Source organism: Sphingobacterium nematocida, from assembly GCF_900168125.1.
Lineage (GTDB): Bacteria > Bacteroidota > Bacteroidia > Sphingobacteriales > Sphingobacteriaceae > Sphingobacterium > Sphingobacterium nematocida.
Genome location: NZ_FUZF01000001.1, coordinates 171252 through 196053, shown reverse-complemented (window position 1 = coordinate 196053; position 24802 = coordinate 171252). Strand labels below are relative to the sequence as shown.

The following is a 24802-nucleotide window of genomic DNA, read 5'->3' as shown; positions in this document are numbered from 1 at the left end:
TATTATGAAAAAGAACTTGAAATTTTTATTGCTCGCTTCAGCCATTGTAGGTATGTCTACGGCTAGCGCGCAAGAACTGCCTAGCCCGCAAATACGCATTCAGGAATTGAGGAAGGAGATTTCTGAAGAGGATGATTTAAGTAAAAAGCTTTTACTCTATAATAATGCGGAAACCCAGGCTTTGATTAAAGCTTTTCCAAAAGCCGATCCTTACTTTTCCTATTCCATCGCCTTTGAATATATAGCACTTGGAGATAAGGAAAATACAGTACGATGGATGAAAAAATCCGATGGGGTACAGATTTTTCGTGAACAGGTTGATGTGCGATTTTATGAGGAGTTTTTAAAGAGAGGTGATTATCAGTTTATAGTTGATGTAGTGGGCAAACAGATGGATAGCATCTCTTCGGTATTAGCCAAAGCGGAAGATAAAGACGGGGAGTTGTTCGGTTTTTATTCTCCCCGTATTAGTGCATATATGAATGCTAAAGTGGGGTTGAAGGCCTATCAAGATGTATATGACCATTTATCTGTATTGTATAAATATATGGGTAATACCTTTAGAAGTCCAAAAAATTATATCCAATATGGTCAAGCTTTGCAGGCGTTGGGTAAATATGATGAGGTTATTGCACTTTTTGCGAAGTACAGCACAGAAAAGTCTACAGATAATATCGATGTATTACGGGCAAAGGACCAGATCATAGCAGCAATCCCTGATGCAACAGATAAGTATGTTGCGGCAGTAGCCGAATTTGAAAATGTGCAACGCAGCAATTTCAAAAGGTTATTGGCGGCCTTGACGGAGATGAATGGTATTGACCTGCAGGATCGCGTTAAAAAAAGCAAATATATTTTATTGGACTTTTGGGGATCGTGGTGTGGGCCTTGTGCGGAAGCGCATCCGAAGCTGATTGAAAAATACAAGGAATATAAAGATTCAGGGTTTGAAATTTTAGGAATAGCTCATGAAAATGGTTCAGACTTAGATAAGATGGAAGAAATCTTACGTGCGGAGATTGCAAGACAGGGATTACCTTGGTTGCAGACTTTCCGATCTTCGCGGGATTTAAAGCACCCCGATAGAAGTTATGTCGTATTAGGTTATCCTACCAAAATCTTAATCGATAATACAGGTAAGATACTGGCTCGTATAGAAGGTAATAATCATACTAATTCTAAGCGTTTAGATTTGCTGCTGGCGGAGCTGATGGGCGATGAAGCGAATCGCCATCGGGCCGAAAAAGTGAGATTGACCGCTGTACCTTTTGAGCAGTTTAATAAAGCGGATAACCCCGAAAGCAAGGCTTTAGCTTATGACAGTTTTATTAAACTGGCAGATTTAAGTGTGAAGGATCTAGCTATGATGCGCGATGGAATGGCTAAAGAGCTAGCTATTTACTTTGCTAAACAGAAAAGCTGGACGGAAGCAAAAAAATACCATACTGAAATCAATGATCTCACTGCAAAGGCGGAATCGCTGGCTAAGTTATTACCTCTTATGAATGCCGATCCCTATTTTAATAATTTGGCTTTTGCGGTTATGGATAAAATGATGCTGAGTACGCTGGGATTATTCAGGATAGCAGAAGAATATGATAATAGTTACAGTCAGCTTTTTAAAGAGGTCTTAAAAAAGACAAATGCAGCTGATAAAAATACGTTTCTTAGGAAGTATGGAGAGCCATTGATTTCAAAATTATTTCTCATAGACACGCATGGAGAGAATACTCGCGCTGATTTCGATTATAAAACCTCAATTAGCTATCAATTGGCAAAAGTGTATGCGCAAAATGAAATAAATTGGGCACAGGAGATATTGAGTCATTACCTTAATGTTGATTCTAATTACAGTACCCTGCGTAATCAGATGGTTCAGGATTTTAAAGAATTACCTAAACTGACTGAATATTTAGATAAAAATAAACCTAAAGGTACGGAAGCAAATCATGCCTTACTCGTCAAATTGATGTTGAAAAAGGATATGAATAATAAAATCCAGGGTAAGGCTGCTATAAAAAATAAATATGTATTGGTAGACTTCTGGGGGTCTTGGTGCGCGCCATGCCGAGCTGGCAATCCACATTTGAAAGAACTTTATGGAAAGTACAAAGAAGCGGGTTTAGAGATTGTAGGTGTTAGCTCTGAAGGATCGGGACCTTGGTCTATCAAAGAAAATAATTGGAAATCTGCCATTCAAATGGACGGTCTACCTTGGCTTCAATTAATCGCTGATGACCGGGAAGGTTCCGGTTTTGACCCTCTTCAGGCTTTTAAAATTCAGGCTTTTCCAACTAAAATATTGTTTGACAAAGATTTTAATCACATAGGTACCTATATGGGGGCAGATGATGCGAAGTTAGATAGCAAATTGAAAGAGCTATTTAAAATATGAGAAAATTATTGATTTTATTGGTAAGTATAGCGTCACTGACGCTATACTTACCAGCTAAAGCGCAGCTTATATTAAGCGATACCGCTGGATTAAGTTTAGCAAAGAAATTAGATAGTATTGCTGTTGCAAGCAGTAAACTGACCGATTTGTTGGCAAAGGAAAAAGTGATCAGAGACCTGCCAATACTGGTGCTTTCTAATACGGCTGATGTCTCGACACGTCAGGATATTTTATTTGCTCATCTTGCGGCAGAATATGCCAAAAAGGGGGATAAAGTTAATTTGGATCGGATATTCAACGAAGTAATAGATCAATCCAGAAGAAGAACGGTAACGTTAGAAGTTATCAAATCATTTTCAGCGCTCGAAGATGCGGACTACGCTTTCCATCTGACTAAGGATAGTCTGGAGCAGATCTGTCATCCTGAAAAATTAGTGGAGATAGAAGATCGCTATTATATGGTCAACCTACTCAAGCATTATCTGCAGCAGAAACAAGGTAATGATGCTGATTTAGAAAAGTACTTGGGTCATTTGTATACCGCTTCTGGAGAATATTTTGATACGGACATCAGTGAACGATTTCGCTCAGCAGAGCTAGCGCCTGAGCAACAGCTTTTTTGGCAATATGCTGCTCTTTTAAATAAAAAAGGACAAATCACGCAGGTAGGAAATATACTGGAAACTGCGGTGCGTAATGGTTCTTTGCCTACTACCATGCTGACGACCGTCTGCAAGGATTTTGATCCCTCGGGCAAATTGTATAAAAAAGTAACTGCTCAACAGAAGAAAAGTGCGGCTTTATTTATAAAGAACTTAACGCAATTGTATCAAAAGCAAGATCCTGTGGAGAAAGAGTGGGATACGAAGGAGTTAAAAGGAAAATATGTGTTATTAGATTTTTGGGGGTCTTGGTGTTTAGTCTGTAGAGTTTCGCATATGGATTTGACCAAGTTGTACGATAAATATAAAGATAAAGGTTTCGAAATTGTGGGTGTAGGACATGAGTTTCCTAAGGATCTGGACAAAGCGAAGGACTTGTGGGTAAAGGCAATTGAAAAAGATGAAATTACTTGGCTTAATGTGCTGAATAATATAAATCTCGAAAAGTTTGATGCGCTGAAGGCTTTTCAGATTGGACTATTTCCCACAAAAATTTTGATTGATCCTAATGGTCGGGAGATTGCACGGTTCTATTCTGGGAAAAAAGAAGATTTAGAAATTAAAATGAAAAGCATTTTTGGATTTTAATCGCAAGTCGCTACACGTATAGCTAAAATATCCTCATAACCTTCTCATTGATGAGAATGAGGTATCCAATATAAATCAAATCCAATATAAATTTTAGATGTTAAAGAAAGTGCCATTGAAATACATTCGATATATACTGCTATTGGCTACTATGAGCGGTATGATTCCTGACGTGCTAGGACAAGTAGCAGGACGCTTTACTAACAGTGAAGCTGGAAAAATTGAAATAAAAAAGCATGCTGATAAAGAAATGCTTTATATACCGACACACGTATTGGGTAAAGAAATATTGGTAATAGGGGATAAGGCTAAAAATAGGAAAACCAGGGTCATTCGATTTCGACAAGTAGACAGTGTACGGGTAGATCTAGAGCAACCTTTTTACAAGATAAGATCAATTGCTAGTGGACCTGATGGTATGCAGCGCAATACGGAAATTTCAAATTATCCTTTATTCTTTGCCAAGTTTATAATGGAATCAGGATCTAATTCGGCTTATAGCCAACTGAATATTCAATCTTTTCTGTTGGGAAAGGATACAATTTTTGATGCCAATAAATCAGTTCAATCTCATCTTATCGTACTTCCGGAGAAACCCATGCCGATTTACTTTTCGGATCCAAGAATCGGTTTTGAACAAGAAACTTTCATTGATTTTGATAACCCTAAATCTGGGGTGAAGCAAAGTATCGTGTCTCGTTTTCGATTAGAACCTAAATTGGAAGAGGTGTCGCGTTATAAAGAAGGAGAGATCGTAGATCCACAACAGCCACTAGTTTTTTATTTAGACGCTTCTATTCCTACGGCATGGATTCCTAGTTTTGAAAAGGCAGTAGAGGCCTGGCGGCAGGCATTTGAGAAAGCCGGATTTCGGAATGCTATTGTAGCCAAGACTTTGGCAGGGCACGAAAATGTCCCTTCAAGTTCCCTGGCTGGTTGCGGCGTAATTCGCGTGGATTCCACGGCTAAGGAAGCATCGGTCGAACATTTTACAGATCCGAGAACCGGTGAAATCCTACTGGCTAAAATAGTCTGCTCACCATCAAAATTACAGGGCTTGATAGACGCTTATCTGGTACAGATGGGGTTGTTGGGCGTTTGTTCAGAAAAGGAAATGTCAACCCTTCAAGCTACGTTGATCCAACAAGAAGTCTCCAAATTGGTCGGTCGGGCATTGGGATTGAAAGTTAATTTATATGCGTCTTCTACGGTACCCTTGAAACAATTGAGTGCTCGATCTTATTTAGCCAAATACGGGATGGCTCCTTCCATTCTGGATGAAATAGCCTGCAATTATGTCCTGCAACCCAGTACTAAATGGCCTGCGGCTTATCAAATACCGCAAATAGGTGCATACGATCATTGGGCGATAGAATGGGCTTATCGCTGGCAACAGCCTGAAACGATCGATCAGATAGCCCGGTATACCTGGGTAAACCAGACTTTGGCAAAGAATGATCAATTGTTGTATAGTGCTTCTGAAAATGACAAAGGGGATGCCAAGGCGCGTCCGGGGGATTTATCTGATGATCCTATCGCCGCAGCATACCTAGGTATGAAGAATCTGAATCGATCGGCAGAGTATATTCGTTCTTATCAAATGGATCATCCAACAGATACCCTAAAGATCAATGTGTGGAAAAAAGTACTTGTCGATCAGTATTCTACCTTACTGAATAATGCGTGTGCAGTGGTACAAGGACAATTTCAAGAACCGGTATCCTATGCTGCTACATCGCGTATAAAAGGGTACCTGCCGAAAAAGCGTAAACAAGAAGCGCTGCGTTTTATAACTAAATATATTTTTGACAGCCTGATCTTGGATCAGTTGGTCAATATAGAGACTGTACAAAGCATGGTCTTAAAACAATTGCTCAGTCCGGCTACCTATAGTGCGATGCAACTAGCCAGCTATAGACTTCCCCAGCGGGATCAGTACACATTTGATCAAATGCTCACAGATTTTTTAGGGAGTAACAGAGGTCAAGGTGAACGTTTTAAAAGTTTAGTAACACAACAATTGGAATCATTATCCAAGGGCAAAGATCCTCATTTATACGAAATTCGCGCGATAGCCATAGAACAGCTTCAGCGAAACAAGAAATAACATTATGCGCGATAAAAAATTAAGTACATACTATTCAATATATATACTGTGTTTGGGCTTTTTTGTATTACTCCTGATTCAGGTTAATGTTGTAGTTGCCCAATATAAAGTAAATGGGTTGGCAATGGAGAATAGCGGCCATGTGTTGAATCCTGGTTTTTTTACATTAGCGAAACAGAAGGATCGCTTTTTGCTGAGTATTCCAGATAGTATCTTTGGCCGAGATATCGCTATGGTGACCCGTATTTCAAAGATTACGGGAAGATACGGGGCAGGACAGTCCGGCGTACGAATACGAACGCGTATGGTTCAGTTTAAACTGGATGAGCAAAATAGAGTCTATATTTCTTATTTGGAAGAGAGTGTGTATCCGAACATTCCTGTTAAATTAGGTGATTTCAATGCACGTGCAGGTATACTATACAGGGATAGTGTACTAGGTATTACGACCATAGATTTTTCAGACTTTATACAACAGGATCTTACATTAATAGGGGGGAATGGTGGAAAATTTATGCCAGAGTGTTCTGAAATTATCGATATACAGGGCTATGGGGAACATATGGATATTCAATTTAGAGGAACCTACGTGAATGGTCCTGATAAGGTGAGCGAGGAATACACAACTTCCTTTAGTATGCTGCCTAAAAAGCCCATGAAAGTGCGTTATGAAGATAAACGGATCGGCTATTTTACGCAGCGCTATCCATTATTAGACACGAATAAAACAAATAAAAAAAATGTTATAACCCGTTTTCGATTAGAACCCAAGCCAGCAGATATAACCCGTTATCTGCAAGGTGAACTCGTAGAACCGCAAAAGCCTATTGTATTTTATATTGATCCGACCACACCCGAAAAATATGTACAATACATCATACAAGGTATCAATGACTGGCAGGAAGCATTTGAGAAGGCAGGTTTTAAAAATGCTATTTATGGGCAGATGTTGCCTACGGATACGGTTGGTGTATCCATTTATGATGCCAAGCATAGTGCTGTTGTCTATATGCCGTTTACAGGAGCAAATGCCAAAGGGGAGCGTACACATGATCCACGATCGGGTGAGATCATGGAGGGACATGTCGAATGGTACCATAATATATTAACTAATTTTCAGGAATGGTACATGATACAGGCAGGCCCCAACGATCCTGCAGGAAGGAAGGTGCTGCTCGATGATGAAATCATGGGTAGAATGATTCGAAGGTTGACTATGCATGAGGTCGGCCATAGTTTAGGACTACGGCACAATTTTATTGCCTCCTCTTCCATTCCGGTAGACAGTTTGCGTAGTGTTACTTATTTGAAAGAAAATGGCATTAGCCACTCCATCATGGAATATTGCCGGTTTAATTATGTCGCACAGCCAGAAGATAACATCCCAACGGAATTATTGGGTAGACACATCGGTATTTATGATAAATGGGCTATAGCGTGGGGGTATCGTTGGTTTCCAGAGGATTGGACTGCAGAGCAAGAGCAAGAATTTTTGCAGAACTGGGCGACCGATGAGTTAAGCAAAGATAAAAGGCTGTTTTCGGTTGTCGACTTTTTGTTGATACCCGACGATGCGCGTGTATTGATTGAAGATCTGGGTGATGATGCGATTAAGGCGTCAACATATGGGATTAAGAATCTAAAAATAGTCATGGAGAACCTAGAAGAATGGACCAAATCTTCTATTGAAGATTTTAACGATCTGCATAGGATGACCCTCGGGCTGTTTGCGCAGTATGATAATTACTTGGGGCATGTGGCTCATACCATTCGCTTGGGTACAGATACCACGCGATTTAAAGGCGATCAGGGCTTGTCGCTCGGCTATGTGCCTAAAGATAAGCGGAAAAGTGCCGTGGAATTTTTAGAAACGCAGTTGTTTGATACACCAAGCTGGTTGTTGCATAATACTATTGCCCGTAAAACAGGACTTGATCTGCATGCAGAATTAAAGAAAAGTCAACAGAAGGTTTTAGATAATTTGATCAGTGATCGGGCCATGAAAAGCTTAAAAGCAGCAAATTTAATAGCACCTGTTGCTGAACAATATACGTTTGAAGAAATGTTATTGGATATCCAAGACATTCTATTTGAAGAATTGAACACAGCAAAGCCCATATCAGCAAACAGACAATTTTTACAGGCATCTTTTATTGATCAGATCATGAGTGAGCCTACAGCTAAGTTTTTGGGCGATCGTTTGCAAAAACAGATTGCTCAAGCTGTGTTGAAATTTAAGGAACCTGCAAGCCGAAGACACCTGCAAGCTTTGCAGATTCGCATACAGAGTCTAGCAAATCCGGAAGTCTTAAAAGCCGTTATTCAACAACGACAGATTCGACAAGAGGAGCAGACTCATCGGGTGATGTCAGCTTATTCTTGCTGCGAGGATCGATATGAAATAAACTATTAAATAGAGAGAGATGAAAAAATTGTTAACACTTGCATTGTTATATGCAGGATTGAATTATGCACAGGAAAAGAAAGCTTTGGTCTTTACAGCGAACGATTTGTTTGCACCTACGGCAGAACTGGCGGATAAATTTGAACGGAACAAATCGCAGTTAACCCCAGAAGAGCGGGATGTCTGGTACAGTACCCTAGCTGTCAAGTATACCCGTGACAAAAATAATGCTAAAGCCGAAGAAATGATCGATCACATCAGTAGTGATTTACCTTTTGCTCAAGCTGCAAGTACAATCGTCGGTCTTTTAGATGAACCCGACCGATTAGCCTGGGAAGAACGCATCAAGAAGCGGGTAGATAAAGTGGATAAGCAATCTACAGATTCAAAGGGTTATGCCGAACTAGCAGCGGTATATGGAACCATTTTAATGCACAATGCAAAATACAAGGAAGCCTTGCCTTATTTAGCGTTGGCCTATGATAAAATAATGGTGCGAAAAGAGTTGAACCGAAATTACCATTATGTCTTAAGTCTGAATGGGCAATATGAGAAAGCTTTCCCTTATCTGGAAGAATTGGTGAAAACAGGTTTTGCGGATGAGGCCGTAAAAGTGCAATTGAAAAAGTCTCATCAGGCTCTGCACCCGACAGCGGATGTAAATCAATATTTTAGTGGATTACAGCAGAACCTGCAGGATGAGCTAAAAGATAAACTGACAAAAATGGAAGTCAATGTTCCCGTAAAAGCCTTTACGGTCTATGATGTCCATGGGAAATCGGTATCCATTCATGATTTTAAAGGTAAGACCGTTGTTATTGACCTATGGGGTACCTGGTGTATTCCTTGTATGAAGGCCTTACCCGCTATGCAAAAGGTGGTAAACAAATTTAAATCAGACAATGATGTTCAATTTTTATTTATCAATACCTTGGAAAAAGGTGATGCGAAAAAGATAGCGTTCGAATATTTTAGGAAGCACAATTATGAAATGGATCTCTATATAGACCCGATGGACAAGGAGACTAAAACGAGTCCAGCATATGAAGCGCTTGGTAGGGGGGGGATGCCCAATAAGATAATTATCGACCGAGATGGAATCATACGTTTTAAGACGGCCGGATTTATGGGCGGTGATGACGAACTGATCGAGGAATTGTCCTTAATGATTGAAATAGCTAAAAATAAACACTAAATTATGTTAAGAAGGATTTTAAGTACAGCTTTATTGGGCTTCGTTGTATTATGGGTGCAGGGACAGCAGGACCTAGACCCCCAAACGGTTCAATCCAATCTTCGTAGACTTTTAGAAACCAAGTTGGATGCCCAAGGACAAAAAGTGGATCCCGCTTCTGTGAAAGACAAGATGCTCCTAGTGGCATTTTCTGGAGATCCGAATGATGAAGCGTTGACCATGTTCAGGAAGACGATCCCTGTCGTAAAAACCAAGGTAGAAGGTGTAGCCGTAATTCGGGTCTCTCATCTTCCAGAGCTGACTAAGGCGACTCGGGAAGCTTGGCAGAATTCTTTAGGAGAGTACGATCACAAGCTGATCCAATTATTGGATAACGATAATATCGAAAAATTTTCTGCAGCCAAAGCGTTCGGCGTTACCGAATATCCGACAAGCTTTTTGTTTGATGCACAGGGTAAGCTGATCCGTAAGTTTACCGGTAAAACTTTGGATTCTGTTATGAATATTTTTGCGGAGACGTCTAAGTTGGCTTTGTCGGGAAACTATCAACAGGAAATGAATCAATTGAACGATGCCTTCAAGCAGCATAGCGATTTCTTATCAAAGGCAACTATAGCGGAGAAATTGGCTATGATACAGGTTATACGTTTGGACAATCCATACCAGATCCAGTTGAAGGACAAGATGTATGCAGAGCTGGCGTTAGATTATATCAAGGCCAACAAAATAGCAGATGCTAAGGGGTACCTGACTAACATAGATGATCTTTCTATCAAATTTGAAGCCCTTTGCGCATTGGCGCAGATTTTAAAGGAGAAAAAGCAGTTTAAAGCCGGTATTGAAATTTTGCAGGCTGCACAGGATCAGATTTTAGAACTTTCGGATGCGGGCTTGGTAAAATTAGATTATTTACTTGCATATAGTAAACTGGTAGAAGGCTACATACAGTTGCTTCCACTTCCGGGAAATGAAGCCGCTTATATTAAATACCTGCAGCCGATCTTTACAACGGCACAATTTTTCCCTACTGACTTACATACGCTGGTGAACACATCGGATGATGGAGTTATACATGTAGTTTCGCCGGCGTTGGAAAGTTTATTAACTTACAGTTATGTCATGGCGCTATGCAATACCGGGAGGTCTGCAGAAATCGCTCCAATCTGGGCATCCTATATACATGCAGAACCTGAAATACAAAAGCGAACCCAAGAAGTCGTTGGGAAATTTCCGAAGGTAAAAGAGCTGGCTGGAAAACTGTCAAATATTCAACCGACTGGTAATGAATCCAACTACCAGATTCTTTACAAAATTATGTTACGTCCAGATTTTGATGGCAAAGTACGTGGCTTAGCGGGTGTAAATAGCACGTATATCCTATTGGATTTTTGGGCAAGCTGGTGCGGTCCATGTCGCGCTAGTCATCCTTTTTTAAAAGAAATGTATGCTACATATAAAGATAAGGGACTGGAAATGGTGGGTGTTGCTGCAGAGCATTCTAAAGATATGAATATGCGCCTATTCACTGGTAAACGTGCGGTACGTGAAGATGGTACACCTTGGGTGCAATTACTGGAAGAAGAAGAAAATAAGGAACAATACTTCCCGTACCACTGTTCCGGCGGATCTCTTGTGAAAAAAATAATCTTTGATAAGAGCGGGAAACTTTACGGCATCTTCGAAGGTAAAGATAAGGATGGTTTGAAAGCTAAACTAGCTGAATTAATGCCTTAAGGAATTTATCCAATCCAATATAAACACCGTGAGTGAGGGAGCTGTTGAATGCAGCTCCTTTCTATTACGAATGATCTTTTTCTAATCTATTTAAACAACGTAATGAATTTTAAATCTATTCAAAGAATAGCTTTGTTGGCTATTTTATGTGCAATATATACGGATGGTCTTGCCCAGCATGCAGGCTGGCATCTGAAAGACAAACAAGTGGATGACTATTGGGGGATAAGTCTCGATAAAGCTTATTCTTTCCTAAAATCTACAGGAAGAAAACCACAGCAAGTGATCGTTGGAGTCATTGATTCGGGAATCGATACCGCGCATGTGGACTTAAAAAATGTACTATGGGTTAATCCCAAAGACCTTACGAGAAATGGGGAGGATGAAGATAAAAATGGTTATAAGGATGATGTTCATGGATGGAACTTTATCAGCAATAGGGATGGAGGTTCTGTCACCAAAGATTCCTATGAGCTAGCCCGTTTTTACTGGACTTATAAAACGCGTTTTGAGACTTTATCGCTGGATAAGGTCAAAAGGAAAGATCGACAGAAATTTGTAGAATGGCAACGTGCGCAGAAAGAGATCAATAGGCTGAGTAATACGGAGTCTGCAAAGTCAACTAGAGAGCGATTTGACGTATTCGTAAAAGGAGATTCCATCATTAGCAAAGCAATTGGGAAGGATATATTTACCGTTGCCGACCTGGCTCTATATAAAGAAGAGGATACCCGGACGTCTGGATTTGTCGGATTGTTTGCATCCTATGGCAATAAAGAGGGACAGTCAGGGCTGACCAATAGGGCATTTTTGGAAGGCATGGGAGCTTTTTTTGGAATTGAAAAAGCCACTATGGGAACGAAGCCTCCGGTGGAGTACCGCAAGATGGTACTGGACGACAAGTATGATGATATAAAGGATAAATATTATGGATCAGGTATATTATTGACCAACGCCAAAAGTGCGGAACACGGTACGCATGTCGCAGGCATTATTGCAGCCGAACGTAATAATGAAATCGGAATTGACGGTGTGGCAGATCAGGTGCGGATACTAGCTGTTCGCGCTATTCCAGATGGTGACGAGCACGACAAAGATGTAGCGCTCGCCATTCGCTATGCTGTGGATAGAGGTGCCAAAGTTATTAACATGAGCTTTGGGAAAGCATTTTCACCGGATAAAAAATGGGTAGATGAGGCCGTTAAATATGCCCAAAAAAAGGGAGTCCTTCTGGTTCATGCCGCTGGTAATGATGCCAAGAATGTCGATGAGATTCCAGTATATCCTACAGCCTATCTGCTCTCGGGAAAAAAAATCACAAATTGGATAACCGTAGGTGCTAGTGGGGATCCGAAACTGGGTAATCTAGCTGCGCATTTCAGCAATTATGGAAAGAATAAGGTGGATGTATTTGCTCCCGGAGTACAGATCTATTCCACCTTTCCCGGGGTAAATCCCTATGCCAGCTTAGATGGAACAAGTATGGCCGCTCCGATAGTCTCCGGTATCGCTGCTTTACTGCTATCTTACTATCCCGAGTTGACAGCAGTACAGGTTAAACATATAATCGAAAAAAGTGTGCGTATACCAGATGCCCCCGTCTTCATACCAGGGCAAAAGGAGTCTGTGTCACTCCATCAGCTTTGTAGAACTGGAGGCATAGTTAATGCTTTCGATGCGGTACAGCTAGCTGAAAAAATAGTCAAACAAGGTAAATAGCTTTTTCTAACAAATTATATATGAATACTAAAAAATGCACAATTTTGCTCTTGCTAATCGGCTTCACTACAGTTAGCCTATTGCAAGCCCAAAAAAAATATGCCGATGCGATTACCGTTAAAACCTCAAAGCAACACTTGGATATACTCGCGGGTAAAGAGTTTGAAGGACGCGGCACTGGACAAAAGGGAGGTCGACTGGCGGAGGAGTATATTGCTAAGCATTTTAAAGCCTATGGCTTGAAGCCCATAGGCGATGCTACGTCTTATTTTCAACCTGTAGCCTTACGTAGGTCAGCTTACCAGGTTAAGCAAATGAAGTTTGGCAATACCCAGTTGAACTATCTTAACGATTTTTATGTCTTGGGGAGAAATGAGATGGACGTATACCAAGGAGATGAAATCGTGTTTGTAGGATATGGTCTGCAGGATGTAAACTACAATGAGATTAAGCAAATGGATTTAAAAGGACGGATTGTCATGCTATATGACGAAGGAGAACCGGTGGATCAAAAGGGGAACTCACTACTCACAGGTACCCCCGAAAAATCCGAATGGACAAAAAATCGATTCAAAAGAGTGCAGGAGATTAATAAGTTAAAACCTAAACTGGTGATCGCCTGTAGCCCCAGTATCAATCCTAAGAGCATACGTAACATGAATGCATTATTCGGCGGATCAGTAGCTTTGGATAAGGGTGAACAAGTTACTCCAGCCTCCAGCTCGGGTACTGATTTTGTACCTGTAATCCATATCACAGAACAGGTGGCAGATGGGGTGTTGGCACAGTGTAACACATCTTTAGCTAAGTTTAAAGCGCTTGCAGCTCTAGGAGTACAAGAATCAATTATATTGAAGACCCAAATTCGGACGGAAATGGGGCATGTCAATGCACGGTTTTCAGATGCTAATGTTATTGGCTTACTACCAGGGACGGATCTAAAGGAAGAGTATATTGTCGTCTGTGGTCATTACGATCATGAAGGTATTCTAGCTGATGGAACTTTTTTTCCTGGGGCTGATGATAATGGTTCGGGAAGTACCGCTGTACTCGAATTAGCGAGAAGCTTTGCTCAAGCAAAAAGGGAAGGTAAAGGCCCCAGAAGAAGTATACTCTTTATGGCATTTGCGGCAGAAGAAAGAGGTTTATTAGGGTCTAAATATTATGTGGAAAACCCCTTAGTTCCCCTAGAGCAAACCGTGGCCTGTATCAATATCGATATGATAGGCCGTATCGATGACAAGCATTTGAATGGCAATCCCAATTATATACACCCTGTGGGTTGGGATAAGTTAGGTAAAGATCTAAGGACTATTACGGAGGAGGTAAATAACAAGTATACCCAACTAGAATTGGATACCTTTTATAATGATCCTCAAGAACCAACACGTGTATACGAACGGTCAGATCATTACAACTTCGCTTTAAAAAATATACCATCCTTATATTTCTTTTCGGGTACACATCCCCATTACCATACGCCCGAAGATACGGTGGATAAAATCGACTTTCCAACCATGGTAAAACGGGAGAAACTCATTTTTCATACCATATGGGAAATTGCTAATCGGACAGATCGGCCAAAAATGGAATAGTTGATAGCATGCTGCAGCTATCTTGGTTTTTCCAATTATCTGTTTAATACCAGCCATGTCTATCAATTTTACAACCAAGAAGTGAAAATTTAAATCATAGACAAACCGATTCATATTTTTTAATAAATGAACTTTTTTTTAAGACTAGCATTGTCTTTACTATTTAAAAATAGATTTTGTATACAGTTTATCCTAAACGAATTCATAACATATTTAAATATGTAGCGGAGAGTTTTGCAGAGCAAATCGCCTTAAAAGATGTAGCCGATCAAGCCTGTTTAAGCCCCAAAGCTTTTTGCCGATATTTCAAAAAGCACACTGGGCAGATTTTATTTTTTACCTAGATAATTTTCGGGTGAAAAAGGCATGTGAGTTGCTTGTGACTAATGTCGATGAATTGACTATTTCTAACATAGCGTATACATGTGGTTTTACCAGCGTATCTAACTTCAACCGGATGTTTAAGCGTATCGTTGGGGTGTCGCCCTCTTCCTATGTCGCCAACTATGTGGATAAATATGTGGCTGCTGAACACAAATATGATGAAGCTATATAATATTTTATAAAACAGAACGTTTTATAAGAAAAGCAATTCAAAGACAAGTCCACTCTTTTGTTTGGCTTCAAAACAGAAGCCGTGGCCCATTTCGAGAAGAAAGCTCTCTAAATGTTCAAGTAGCAATCTTTCTAGGTCACTTTCATAAACCACATCTTTGGCTTTAATCCCAGAAATTCAAAGGTAAAAGGAGACTTGATGATGTCTTTCGCTTCAATGGTTTCGGCCGTTTGTTCGCCCCTTTTTGACGATATCTCTATCTTCCCTTTGGTGAGAAGAATCTGTTTTTTTTTGATGACAATAAGGGCAACTTTTTGTATTTCAAGTGTTTTAAAAGATGGTTTTAAATTTTAATAGGATAGAAATGATCTGGGCTAGATATGGGATTTTAAATTAGGTAGTATTGCAATATCCTTGTGGAATCTTGGTTCTTGCTGTTTAATAATTTGTGAATCAAGCAAATATTTATTTATTTAGCCAAGTAAATTCATAGTTGCCAATGGAAATAAACCCAGATAGAGAAAGTTTGTTAATTACACGTTTAAAAGAAGGAGATAAGCATGCTTTCGAAATCCTTTACAATCTGCATAAACGTAGATTGGCAGCTAATTTATATAAGTTACTTAAATCGTGGACTGAAGTGGAGGAGATACTTCAGGAGTTATTCGTCCGGGTATGGACCTATAGGACAAATATTGATGTGGAAAAATCTTTTCAGGCTTATTTGCACCGAATAGCTTCCAATCTAGTCCATGATTATTTTCGGAAGCTGTCCAGCGATAAGCGTTTGTTGGAACAGGTATGGGAAAACATGTCATTTTTCGAGCATCCAGAATTTATTAAAAAGCAGGTGTTGGCGGATCAGGAATTAATGCGTACCATCGCGCAATTACCGCCGCAGCGTAGATTGGTTTTCAAACTATGCAAATTGGAGGGACATTCCTATGAAGAGGTGAGTAAGCAGTTGCAAATATCAAAAGCGGCGGTCAACGCGCATATCACAAAAGCTAACCGATTTATCTTGGAAAATTACGATAAAAATTCGACCCTGATCTTGCTCTTAATCGCTTCTTGTATCGTATCCGGAACTTAATACAATGTAAATTAAAGTTACTGAAGTACAAGGTGTTGTTTTTTTTGTTCTTTTTTTTCTTTTTAACAGGTATTGGTTTTTGCGCTTCCTCCGTAATATATGTAAATGAAAAAAAGTGGATAAAGAAAATCAGCTACAGTTACTACTCGAAAAGTACGCACAGAATAGGCTCAGTAGAGCTGAATTTGAGCTACTGCTTTTTTATATGGATGCTACGGAAGGAGATAAAGCGCTTATAGAGCAAGCAATCACTGTCCAGCTGGAGCAGGATGACCTAATAATCGATGAATTGTATCTAGATATTACCTTGCAAAAAGTCGATAAGCACATTCAGGAGATCCATACGCGAGGTCATCACAGATCTAAAAAATACCGCTTTTTGTATAGCTACATGGCCGCGGCTATTATTCTCTTAGTTGGCTACTTTTCATTTCTGTATTTGTTTAATAACACCCTAATAGTTAATCGCCTAAAAGGCCAGGATATTGAGCCAGGGACCACACAAGCCACCTTAATATTATCCGATGGGTCTACCTATACCCTGAATAAGGATACAAAAGGAATAATAAATGACGAGAAGGGGATTCGTTATTCGGAGGGTGGATCAATTGTTTCGACGTTGGGAAGTTCGCGTGTCTTACTCCAAACACCCAAAGGGGGACAATATCGAATTACGTTGCCCGATGGAACGAGGGCTTTTGTAAATGCAGCTTCCAAACTTTACTATCCGCAGCAGTTTGGCAATACACGGGAAATTCAGCTGGAGGGCGAAGCCTATTTTGAAGTCGCTCACGACGCGAAGAAGCCATTTATCATACATAGCGGCCAGCAAGAGCTCCGAGTTTTAGGTACGAAATTTAATTTGAATAGCTATACAACAGAAAAATCTATTACAACGCTATTGGAAGGTCGTGTGGAACTAGAAAATAGAAATGTGAAGCAAAAGGTAATTTTAAAGCCTGGACAACAAGCTCTGGTTTCGAAAAGTGAAATAAATGTAAAGGAGGTAATGGTCAGTGACTATATAGGATGGACGCAGAACGTTTTTATATTTAACGATGTGCCGTTGACGGATATTATGGAACAGCTTGAACGCTGGTATAATGTCGAAACGGTATACCCCGAGCGTTTTAAAAATACGAGTTTTTTTGCTGAAATACCTCGTGATAGAAAGCTGTCGCAGGTATTGAAGGATCTGGAAAAAGCTGGTGATTATAAATTCGAAATTCAAGGAAGGAGGATTATAGTGCGATAATAAACCAACTATGTCTACCTATGAAAAGTAACCGGGGTTGCGCTAACAACCCCGGTAATAACAGTAGGTAGTCAATCAATGAAATCTGCTAGATTTACTAATTTAATAATTAACCAACTGATACAAATCTAAAGGATAAATCCTTTATATGCAACATGCTGCCGCATATGCATGACTGCCTTATTGGTTGTGTATCACAACAAATGAATTCATGAAATACGATAATACATCCTATCTTATCTGGAGGATTATGAAATTAACACTATGTTTTTTATTGGTTTTCACTACTACCGCCTTTAGTGCCGGGTTTTCACAGCAGGTCACTATACGCGCACAGAAAGAGAGCTTGGTAACTGTCATAAAGCGGTTGCGGCAGCAAAGCGACTTCGCTTTTGTGGTAGACGCCGAGATACTGCGCAAGGCGAAACCTGTTACGGTAGACCTAAGATCTACCGAAATGGATGAAGCGCTGCGCCAGATTTTTCAAAATCAGCCACTACAGTATAAAATTGAAAATAAAACAATTTTTGTGCTGGAGCATGTGCCGCAGAAACTACAGACCTCACATGCTGTTCGCCCCGTAACCATGGTATCGGACAATGGGGTAGAACAACAAAACGAAATAAAAGGGGTAGTAGTTGATGTAACAGGCAAACCGTTGGCGGGAGCTACTGTACGTACGAAAGATGGCAAACAAGGAGCTGTAGCTAATCAGCACGGACAATTTGTACTAAAGGGTGTCGAAAATGGTGATCGTATCATCGTACAGTTTTTGGGCTACACCTCACAGGAACTGCAGGTGAGCAGCCAAAATATGATTATTCGTATGCGTCCCACAGAATCTACGTTGGATGAAACACAGGTGATTGCCTACGGAACGACCTCCAAGCGCTTGAATACAGGTAATGTAATCACTGTCAGTGGAGAAGATATCAGCCGTACGCCTATTATGAATCCGATTGCTGCGCTGGAAGGCCGTGTACCGGGAATGATTGTGAACCAGACCAGTGGTGTGCCTGGCTCGACGGTAAAATTGCAGATACGCGGCCGCACACAGATTGATGGTACAGTGGGCGCAGACGAAAATCCACTAATTATCATTGATGGTGTACCTATGGCCAGTGGCAACGAAAACTTAAACAACCTGACCTCCGCCATATCCGGTGTTAGTTTGAACGGATTGAGTCCTTTTGCCACTATCAATGCCGGTGATATTGAAAGCATAGACGTCTTAAAAGATGCGGATGCTACAGCTATATATGGAAGCAGGGGAGCTTCAGGTGTCATTATTATCACGACAAAAAAAGGTAAAGCCGGTGGTATGTCTGTTAATATGCGGGCGGTAACCGGTTTTAGTAAAGCCCAAAAACCTGATCTGTTATCTACGAAAGATTATTTGATGATGCGTAGAGAGGCTTTTGCCAATGACAATAAAGCGATGACGAATGCTAATGCGTACGATATCCTGCTCTGGGATACAACGCGTAATGATTTGGTTGATCAATTGATCGGCGGAACTTCGGCATATTCGACTATCGAAGGAAGTATGTCGGGTGGAACTGAGTTTGCACGATTTAGTGTCGGTGGGTCTTATTTCCGGGAGTCGGACGTCTATCCTAATTTTACTGATTTAGCGCCCAACAAACGGGCTAATGGCTATATTAATGCGTCGGCTACATCACCGAATCGAAAGTTTACAGCGGACTTTAGAGGTAATTATTCGTTTACGAACAATCAGGCTCCAGGCACTGATTTAGCGTTTTACTTAACACTGCCACCACACTATAAATTGTGGAATGAGGATGGTAGTATTGCTTGGAATGAAGGAGATATCAAAACTGAAAATCCACTGGCAGGCTTGCTAAAGACTTACAGTGCCAAGACTAGCAATCTAATGAGCAACGCATTGATGGGATATAAAGTGCTGGAATCTTTGGAATTGAAAGCTAGCATTGGTTACAACCGCACTTTTACAGATGAAATCCGAAACACTCCGCTAACTGCTCAAAACCCGCTAGATACACGTTCCGCTATGTCGCAGTTTGGAAAGACAGAATTTAGCAGCTGGATTTTTGAACCTCAGCTTCATTATAAAAAGAATACCAAAATCGGCAATTTTGTGGGGCTTTTTGGAGGTACCATACAATATCAAAGGAATGATAGGATGTCCTTCTCGATCAAAGACTATCCGAGTGATGACTTTCTAGGTACCTTGATCGGCATTCCGAGCGGTGGTTTTATTAACCCCAGTAGTGGTGATAGTGAGTACAAATATACCGCCCTCTTTGGTCGGGTAAGTTACAATTTAAACAATTCTTATTTGCTTAATTTATCGTGGCGACGCGATGGTTCGAGTCGCTTTGGACCGAATTATAGATTCTCCAATTTTGGCGCCTTAGGTGCTGCCTGGATATTTAGTAATGAGTCCTTCTTTAAAGAGCTCAATGAAATAGTAAGCTTCGGTAAGTTAAGAGCAAGTTACGGTATAACCGGAAATGATAAAATCGGTGATTATAAATATCGGGATTTATATAGCTCCGATGTATGGGGGCCGACGTACGGTGGACAGTTGGCTTTGTCTCCAACTTCACTTTTTAAGTCGGATTTACATTGGGAAAGAAATAAAAAATTAGAGGTAGCCTTAGATTTAGGTTTTATAAAAGACCGGATTATTTTTGGTGCAGCATGGTATAGGAACCGCTCCAACGATCCGTTGGTGCAATATCCATTGGCTTATACATCTGGTTTTAATACGGTAACTGCCAACCTGAAAGATGTAGTGGTGCAGAATCAAGGCCTTGAACTGACATGGAGCAGCAAAAACTTTTTGCGAAAAGATTTTGAGTGGCGTACATCATTTAATATCACCTTGCCCAGTAATAAATTGGTTGCTTATCCGGACTTAGAAAACTCCAGTTATGCCAACCGTTACATCATCGGTCGTTCTTTGGATTTGGTGTATATAGGAAATTTTTTAGGTGTAGATCCTACGACAGGCTTGTATCAGGTCGAAGATCTGAATGGCAGTGGCAAATTTGAGGTGACGAATCTGAATGGTGATTTATCACCGAATTTTGATACAGAGCCTTCATTTTATGGGGGTATGCAAAATGACTTTAGGTACAAAAATTTTGCCCTGAGTCTTTTCTTCAATTTTACGAAACAATGGACACAGAACTGGCGAACCATTCCCCAGAATGATCCGGTAGGGGGGATTAAGAATATGCCCACGTATGTCTTACGCAGATGGCAAAAGGAAGGCGATATGACCGATGTGCAACGATTCACAACCAACAGTTCATCCTCCAATTCGTTAACAGGTAACTACGCGAGCTCAAGTTCGGATGCCAAATGGGATAATATTTTTTACGCCCGGCTACGGACAGTGGAATTGATGTATAGGCTACCCAATACATGGATAAAGAAATCTGGAGTAAAGCAAATGAATGTATTTATGCAGGGACAGAACCTTTTTACATTTTCCCCTTTCCGTGGCAATGATCCCCAAACGGTATTTATTAATCGACTTGCACCTTTGAGAACCTACGTGTTTGGTTTACAATTGAGTTTGTAAGTTTTAATACTATTCAAAATGACAAGATATATTAAATTAGCCCCATTAGCTCTTTTGTTGCTACTCGGGGCATGCGAAAAAATGATCGATGTAAAAATTCCGTCAGCAGTCTACGATGCTGAAAAGGTATTTGAAAGTGAAGAAACGACGGAAGCGGCCTTGCGGGGCATTTATCAAAGTATGACAGCAGGTGGTTTTTCAGGTAAAATTAGCCCATTAATTGGTCATATGGGCGGATTATTAGGGATGTCTGCAGATGAGCTAATCCGCCCGTCTTATAGTGCAGATCAACAGTTGATCCTCGACAATAATCTCAATGCAGAGATAAGTGCTACCGCGCAACAATGGGCAGCATGGTATTCTTACATTTATCAATGTAATCGATTTATTGAAGGGGTGGATAGGTCGGATAAGCTCCCGGACATTAAGAAAAATCAATTCACAGGCGAGGCCTTGTTTATCCGCGGATTGTCTTACTTCTATTTAACAAATGTTTTTAAGGATGTACCGATGCCCCTAAGTTCGGAACATACGCAACATTCACAGTTAGCAAAAACAGCGCAGGAGACTATTTACCAGCAAGTGGAACTAGATCTGAAACAAGCAATTAAATTGTTAAAACCAGAAGCCCCGGCCGTAGGAAAACGCTTTCGGACGAATCACTGGGCAGCGAAGGCGTTATTAGCGCGTGTGTATTTATACCAAAGGAAATGGGAGCAGAGCGCACAAGAAGCAACTGATGTAATTAATTCGGATGCGTTTGTACTAGAACCTTTGTTAAAGACATTTCAAGCTAATTCGAGGGAAGCCATCTGGCAGTTGGATAATCCGGGAAGTAACCTATATTCGGCTGAAGCGTCATTGATGTCCAGTGGATCGACCATTTATACCAATCCGAGTTACCGCTTGACGCCTTATTTTATAAGCCAATTTGCCACTACAGATCTGCGCCTGACGGAGTGGATGAAGCTGGGGACAGGTACAGCTGCTGGGACACGGGCACCACGTAAATTGCGCTTAACGGGCAATACCGAAGCGAATGCGGTGAAAGAAGCTTCCACACCGTTACGATTAGCAGAACTTTTTCTGATACGTGCTGAAGCTCGTGCACAGCTGGGGCAACTCGAAGAAGCTGTGGCCGACGTCGATAGGATTCGTATGCGTGCGGGAGCTAAATCCGATGCTGATGCGGTTTTTCAGACATTAGCGGTAATGCAGCCTACTATTCAAAAAGCAGCGCTAGTTGATTTTATATATGCAGAACGTATGCGGGAGTTATTTGCCGAGAATGGACATCGGTGGTTTGATGCCAAACGCTCCGGGATATCGTTGAAAGATTTCTTTGGAGATCGTAAACCTAATATCCAAGAGACCGATGCCTATTTCCCTATCCCTTTAAATGATTTAGAGTTGAATACTAAACTTACACAAAATGATGGTTATTAAGCAACAATTAAGAATTTTATTAAGTATACTTTGCCTTCTCTTTATATGTCAAGTACATGGTCAGGATCAAGAAGTTATTATCAAAGGTTCATTCAAAAACTGGCCCAAAACGCGCGATGTTGTGTTTCGAATGTTATCCGAGGGTGAGCTCATTGTTGACACTATTTTGGTTAAAAATGGTAAGTTCAAATATAAAAGAAGCTTTGTGGTTCCAGTAGAGGTTGGGTTATCTTATGAGCCCCCTTTAGAAAACAAGCAAAAAGATCACTGCCGTTTCTATATTGATAAGGGGGAGATTTTCATAACACATAGCGACTCTTTGCGGTTAGCACAGATTACAGGCCCTGCCACTACCATGGATTTTGAAAAGTTTAAAAAGGAAGTCAATCCACTCCGCGAGAAAATGGTAGCTATAAGAATTAAAGCTCAGGATATATTACGAAGTGGTGGTAGTAAGCAAGATCTAGATGAGATTGAAGAAGAGAATCAGCATTTAGTTGAAGATTTTCGAGCTACATGCCAGAAATTTATAACTGAAAATCCTAACTCTTTGATAGCACTAGAGGTTATTAAGCAATTGGATGGTACTTCTTATTCGAATGCCGAAGTATTCAAATTATTTCAAGGGTTAAATGAATCTGTTAAGCAAACCGAAGCAGGATTAACTATTGCCGAAAGTTTTCGGATTGGTATGAAAACTAGTTTGGGCACCCTTCTAGAAGAATTCACTTCTTTAGATACATCTAGAAAACCGTTGACATTGGGAGAGGTCAAAGCTAAAGGTAGACTAACCTTAGTAGACTTCTGGGCCAGTTGGTGTAAGCCATGCCGTGCGGAGAATCCAAATTTGAGAAAAGTATATGGCGAATTCCATGACAAGGGTTTTAATATAATAGCGGTTTCTTTAGACCGTAGTGAGGCGGCATGGAAAAATGCAATCCGTCAGGATCAGTTGCCATGGTATCACGTTTCAAGTCTTAAGTATTGGGATGAACCGATTGTCAAACAATTCGGTATCAGTGGTGTGCCAGATTCTTTCCTATTGGATTCGGCTGGCCGTATAATCGGTAGAGGACTGCGTGGAGACAAATTGTATGAAGCTGTCAAGCTTGCATTAACACGATAATCTGATGAGAAAATATATTTTTACCTCTTTACTATTATTAGGGATTGCTTTTTCGCCGTTGTGGGCGCAGCATGTTCCTTTGGATTCGACTGCTGTCGTAGCCGAAAAAGTGCGCTTTCGAAATGAAAGCGATTATCAAACCAAGCTTGATATCTATCACCGTTTGTTAAAAGAGCCTGTATTTTTGAAAGGAAAATATGCGGAGCTTACTATTGCTGGGATGCAACGTGATTTTGTTGTTTACTTTGCACAGCAAGGTAAGGTGGCAGAATTTCAGGGCTGGGTTTCAAAAATGAGGGCTCCGACCATGCGACGTATCGCCATCGCATCGGCTTACGAAATCCTAGCCAAAAAGACATCTTCCAGTAATTTTGTGGCCATGGTGCGCCCACAGCTGGATAGTCTTCTCCTCTTGCAGCGTTGGGGCAATGACGAAATCAACTTGTATTCTGAGTTGGTGGCTTTATATGTACGTGCGACAAAAGTTATGGAAAATCCAGTTTTATGGATACGGTATATTGAGCCTTGGTACAAAGCACAGGGAAATTATTTTCCGCAAGATCTGACCTGTAAATTTAATGAGTCATCTGAAGGGATTAAAGGTTCGCTTTCTTATCAATTTGCGTTGGCATTATCGTGCGTGGATGAGCCTCATAAGGCATTTGATGTCCTAGCCAAAGCAACAGAGATAGGCGTTTTTTCAGTTACCGATATTGGTTCGTTTGAAGAGGATTTACCAAATATTGTCCGTTTGCAAGGTCGGGTAGAAGAGCATCTTGCATCAAGCCGATCGGACTACGCTGCTAAAGTCAAGGAACTGTTGCAAAAAAATACAATCGATGGTAAACCATATGACCTATCTAAAATGCATGCAAAATATATTTTGCTGGATTTTTGGGGAAGCTGGTGTCTACCTTGCCGGGCTTCGCATCCCAAGTTAGTGGAGATGTACGCCAAATATAAGGACAAGGGGTTGGAGATTATCAGCGTTTCGCAGGAAGCGCCAGCAGCAATGGATGTAATGCGCGAAAAATGGAAAAAGGCTGTAACACAAGATAAAATGACCTGGATTCAGCTTTTGAACAACGAGGGGGTTGAATCTTTTGACGCCGTCAAGGAATTCACTATTGCCATATTTCCGACCAAGATATTGCTGGATAAAAACCTGAATAAAATAGAGGTATACCAGGGAGGAGCCAGTGCAGCCCAACTTGAAAGCAAAATAGCCGAATTACTAGAAGCCAATTAACCCTTTATATTATTTTATTTTTATGTTACAGAAAAGGTTGTCTAAGGACAACCTTTTTGTCTTTTAGGCCTAGCAGATTATTAATTTTTATTATATACACTCAC

Annotated in this window: 17 protein-coding genes; 16 read left to right on the top strand and 1 reads right to left on the bottom strand. The window is 40.6% G+C overall.

Going from position 1 to position 24802, the window contains the following annotated elements; all coding sequences use genetic code 11:
- Positions 1 to 4: 4 nt before the first annotated feature.
- The 10 genes from B5X76_RS00880 to B5X76_RS00840 all read left to right on the top strand — a co-directional run bounded on the left by B5X76_RS00880 (position 5) and on the right by B5X76_RS00840 (position 14955).
- Entirely contained in the window at positions 5 to 2395 is a 2391-nt protein-coding gene (locus tag B5X76_RS00880; protein ID WP_079640539.1) for a TlpA family protein disulfide reductase, read from the top strand.
- Positions 2392 to 3645, top strand: a complete 1254-nt coding sequence (locus B5X76_RS00875) for a TlpA family protein disulfide reductase (protein WP_079640538.1) — start codon at positions 2392 to 2394, stop codon at positions 3643 to 3645. Before B5X76_RS00880 ends, B5X76_RS00875 begins: the two co-directional genes overlap by 4 nt.
- Before the next feature lie 97 nt (positions 3646 to 3742).
- A complete protein-coding gene (locus B5X76_RS00870) occupies positions 3743 to 5752 on the top strand; it encodes a zinc-dependent metalloprotease (RefSeq protein WP_079640537.1) in 2010 nt (669 codons plus the stop codon).
- A gap of 4 nt (positions 5753 to 5756) precedes the next feature.
- Positions 5757 to 8165 (top strand): zinc-dependent metalloprotease, encoded by a 2409-nt coding sequence (locus B5X76_RS00865; RefSeq protein ID WP_079640536.1) that lies wholly within the window; start codon positions 5757 to 5759, stop codon positions 8163 to 8165.
- Positions 8166 to 8175: 10 nt separating this feature from the next.
- The gene (locus tag B5X76_RS00860; RefSeq protein WP_079640535.1) at positions 8176 to 9351 is read left to right on the top strand and encodes a TlpA disulfide reductase family protein; all 1176 of its coding nucleotides are present in this window, start codon (positions 8176 to 8178) and stop codon (positions 9349 to 9351) included.
- A 3-nt stretch (positions 9352 to 9354) separates the two neighbouring features.
- Positions 9355 to 11085: a TlpA disulfide reductase family protein gene (locus B5X76_RS22120; RefSeq protein ID WP_079640534.1), complete on the top strand. Its 1731-nt coding sequence runs from the start codon at positions 9355 to 9357 to the stop codon at positions 11083 to 11085.
- A gap of 102 nt (positions 11086 to 11187) precedes the next feature.
- Positions 11188 to 12804: a S8 family serine peptidase gene (locus B5X76_RS00850; RefSeq protein ID WP_176140951.1), complete on the top strand. Its 1617-nt coding sequence runs from the start codon at positions 11188 to 11190 to the stop codon at positions 12802 to 12804.
- Between the two features lie 20 nt (positions 12805 to 12824).
- A complete protein-coding gene (locus B5X76_RS00845) occupies positions 12825 to 14399 on the top strand; it encodes a M28 family metallopeptidase (RefSeq protein ID WP_079640532.1) in 1575 nt (524 codons plus the stop codon).
- 176 nt (positions 14400 to 14575) lie between these two features.
- On the top strand, positions 14576 to 14743 hold the full coding sequence (locus tag B5X76_RS22420; RefSeq protein WP_394333387.1) for an AraC family transcriptional regulator: 168 nt from the start codon (positions 14576 to 14578) through the stop codon (positions 14741 to 14743).
- Complete coding sequence (locus tag B5X76_RS00840; RefSeq protein ID WP_176140950.1) at positions 14695 to 14955, top strand: helix-turn-helix domain-containing protein; 261 nt, start codon at positions 14695 to 14697, stop codon at positions 14953 to 14955. Before B5X76_RS22420 ends, B5X76_RS00840 begins: the two co-directional genes overlap by 49 nt.
- Before the next feature lie 21 nt (positions 14956 to 14976).
- On the opposite strand, the gene B5X76_RS22415 is transcribed toward B5X76_RS00840, so the two are convergent.
- Positions 14977 to 15108 (bottom strand): PDDEXK nuclease domain-containing protein, encoded by a 132-nt coding sequence (locus B5X76_RS22415; protein ID WP_217699608.1) that lies wholly within the window; start codon positions 15106 to 15108, stop codon positions 14977 to 14979.
- A gap of 346 nt (positions 15109 to 15454) precedes the next feature.
- On the opposite strand from B5X76_RS22415, the gene B5X76_RS00830 reads away from it, so the two are divergent.
- The 6 genes from B5X76_RS00830 (at position 15455) to B5X76_RS00805 (ending at position 24698) form a co-directional block, all read left to right on the top strand.
- The gene (locus B5X76_RS00830; protein WP_079640529.1) at positions 15455 to 16048 is read left to right on the top strand and encodes an RNA polymerase sigma factor; all 594 of its coding nucleotides are present in this window, start codon (positions 15455 to 15457) and stop codon (positions 16046 to 16048) included.
- Positions 16049 to 16163: 115 nt separating this feature from the next.
- Positions 16164 to 17303, top strand: a complete 1140-nt coding sequence (locus tag B5X76_RS00825) for a FecR family protein (protein ID WP_079640528.1) — start codon at positions 16164 to 16166, stop codon at positions 17301 to 17303.
- Between the two features lie 250 nt (positions 17304 to 17553).
- Positions 17554 to 20877: a SusC/RagA family TonB-linked outer membrane protein gene (locus tag B5X76_RS00820; RefSeq protein ID WP_176140949.1), complete on the top strand. Its 3324-nt coding sequence runs from the start codon at positions 17554 to 17556 to the stop codon at positions 20875 to 20877.
- Positions 20878 to 20895: 18 nt separating this feature from the next.
- Complete coding sequence (locus B5X76_RS00815; protein WP_079640526.1) at positions 20896 to 22323, top strand: RagB/SusD family nutrient uptake outer membrane protein; 1428 nt, start codon at positions 20896 to 20898, stop codon at positions 22321 to 22323.
- On the top strand, positions 22310 to 23449 hold the full coding sequence (locus B5X76_RS00810) for a TlpA disulfide reductase family protein (protein WP_079640525.1): 1140 nt from the start codon (positions 22310 to 22312) through the stop codon (positions 23447 to 23449). The genes B5X76_RS00815 and B5X76_RS00810 overlap by 14 nt, the downstream gene beginning before the upstream one ends.
- A gap of 4 nt (positions 23450 to 23453) precedes the next feature.
- The gene (locus B5X76_RS00805) at positions 23454 to 24698 is read left to right on the top strand and encodes a TlpA family protein disulfide reductase (protein ID WP_079640524.1); all 1245 of its coding nucleotides are present in this window, start codon (positions 23454 to 23456) and stop codon (positions 24696 to 24698) included.
- Positions 24699 to 24802 lie beyond the last annotated feature (104 nt).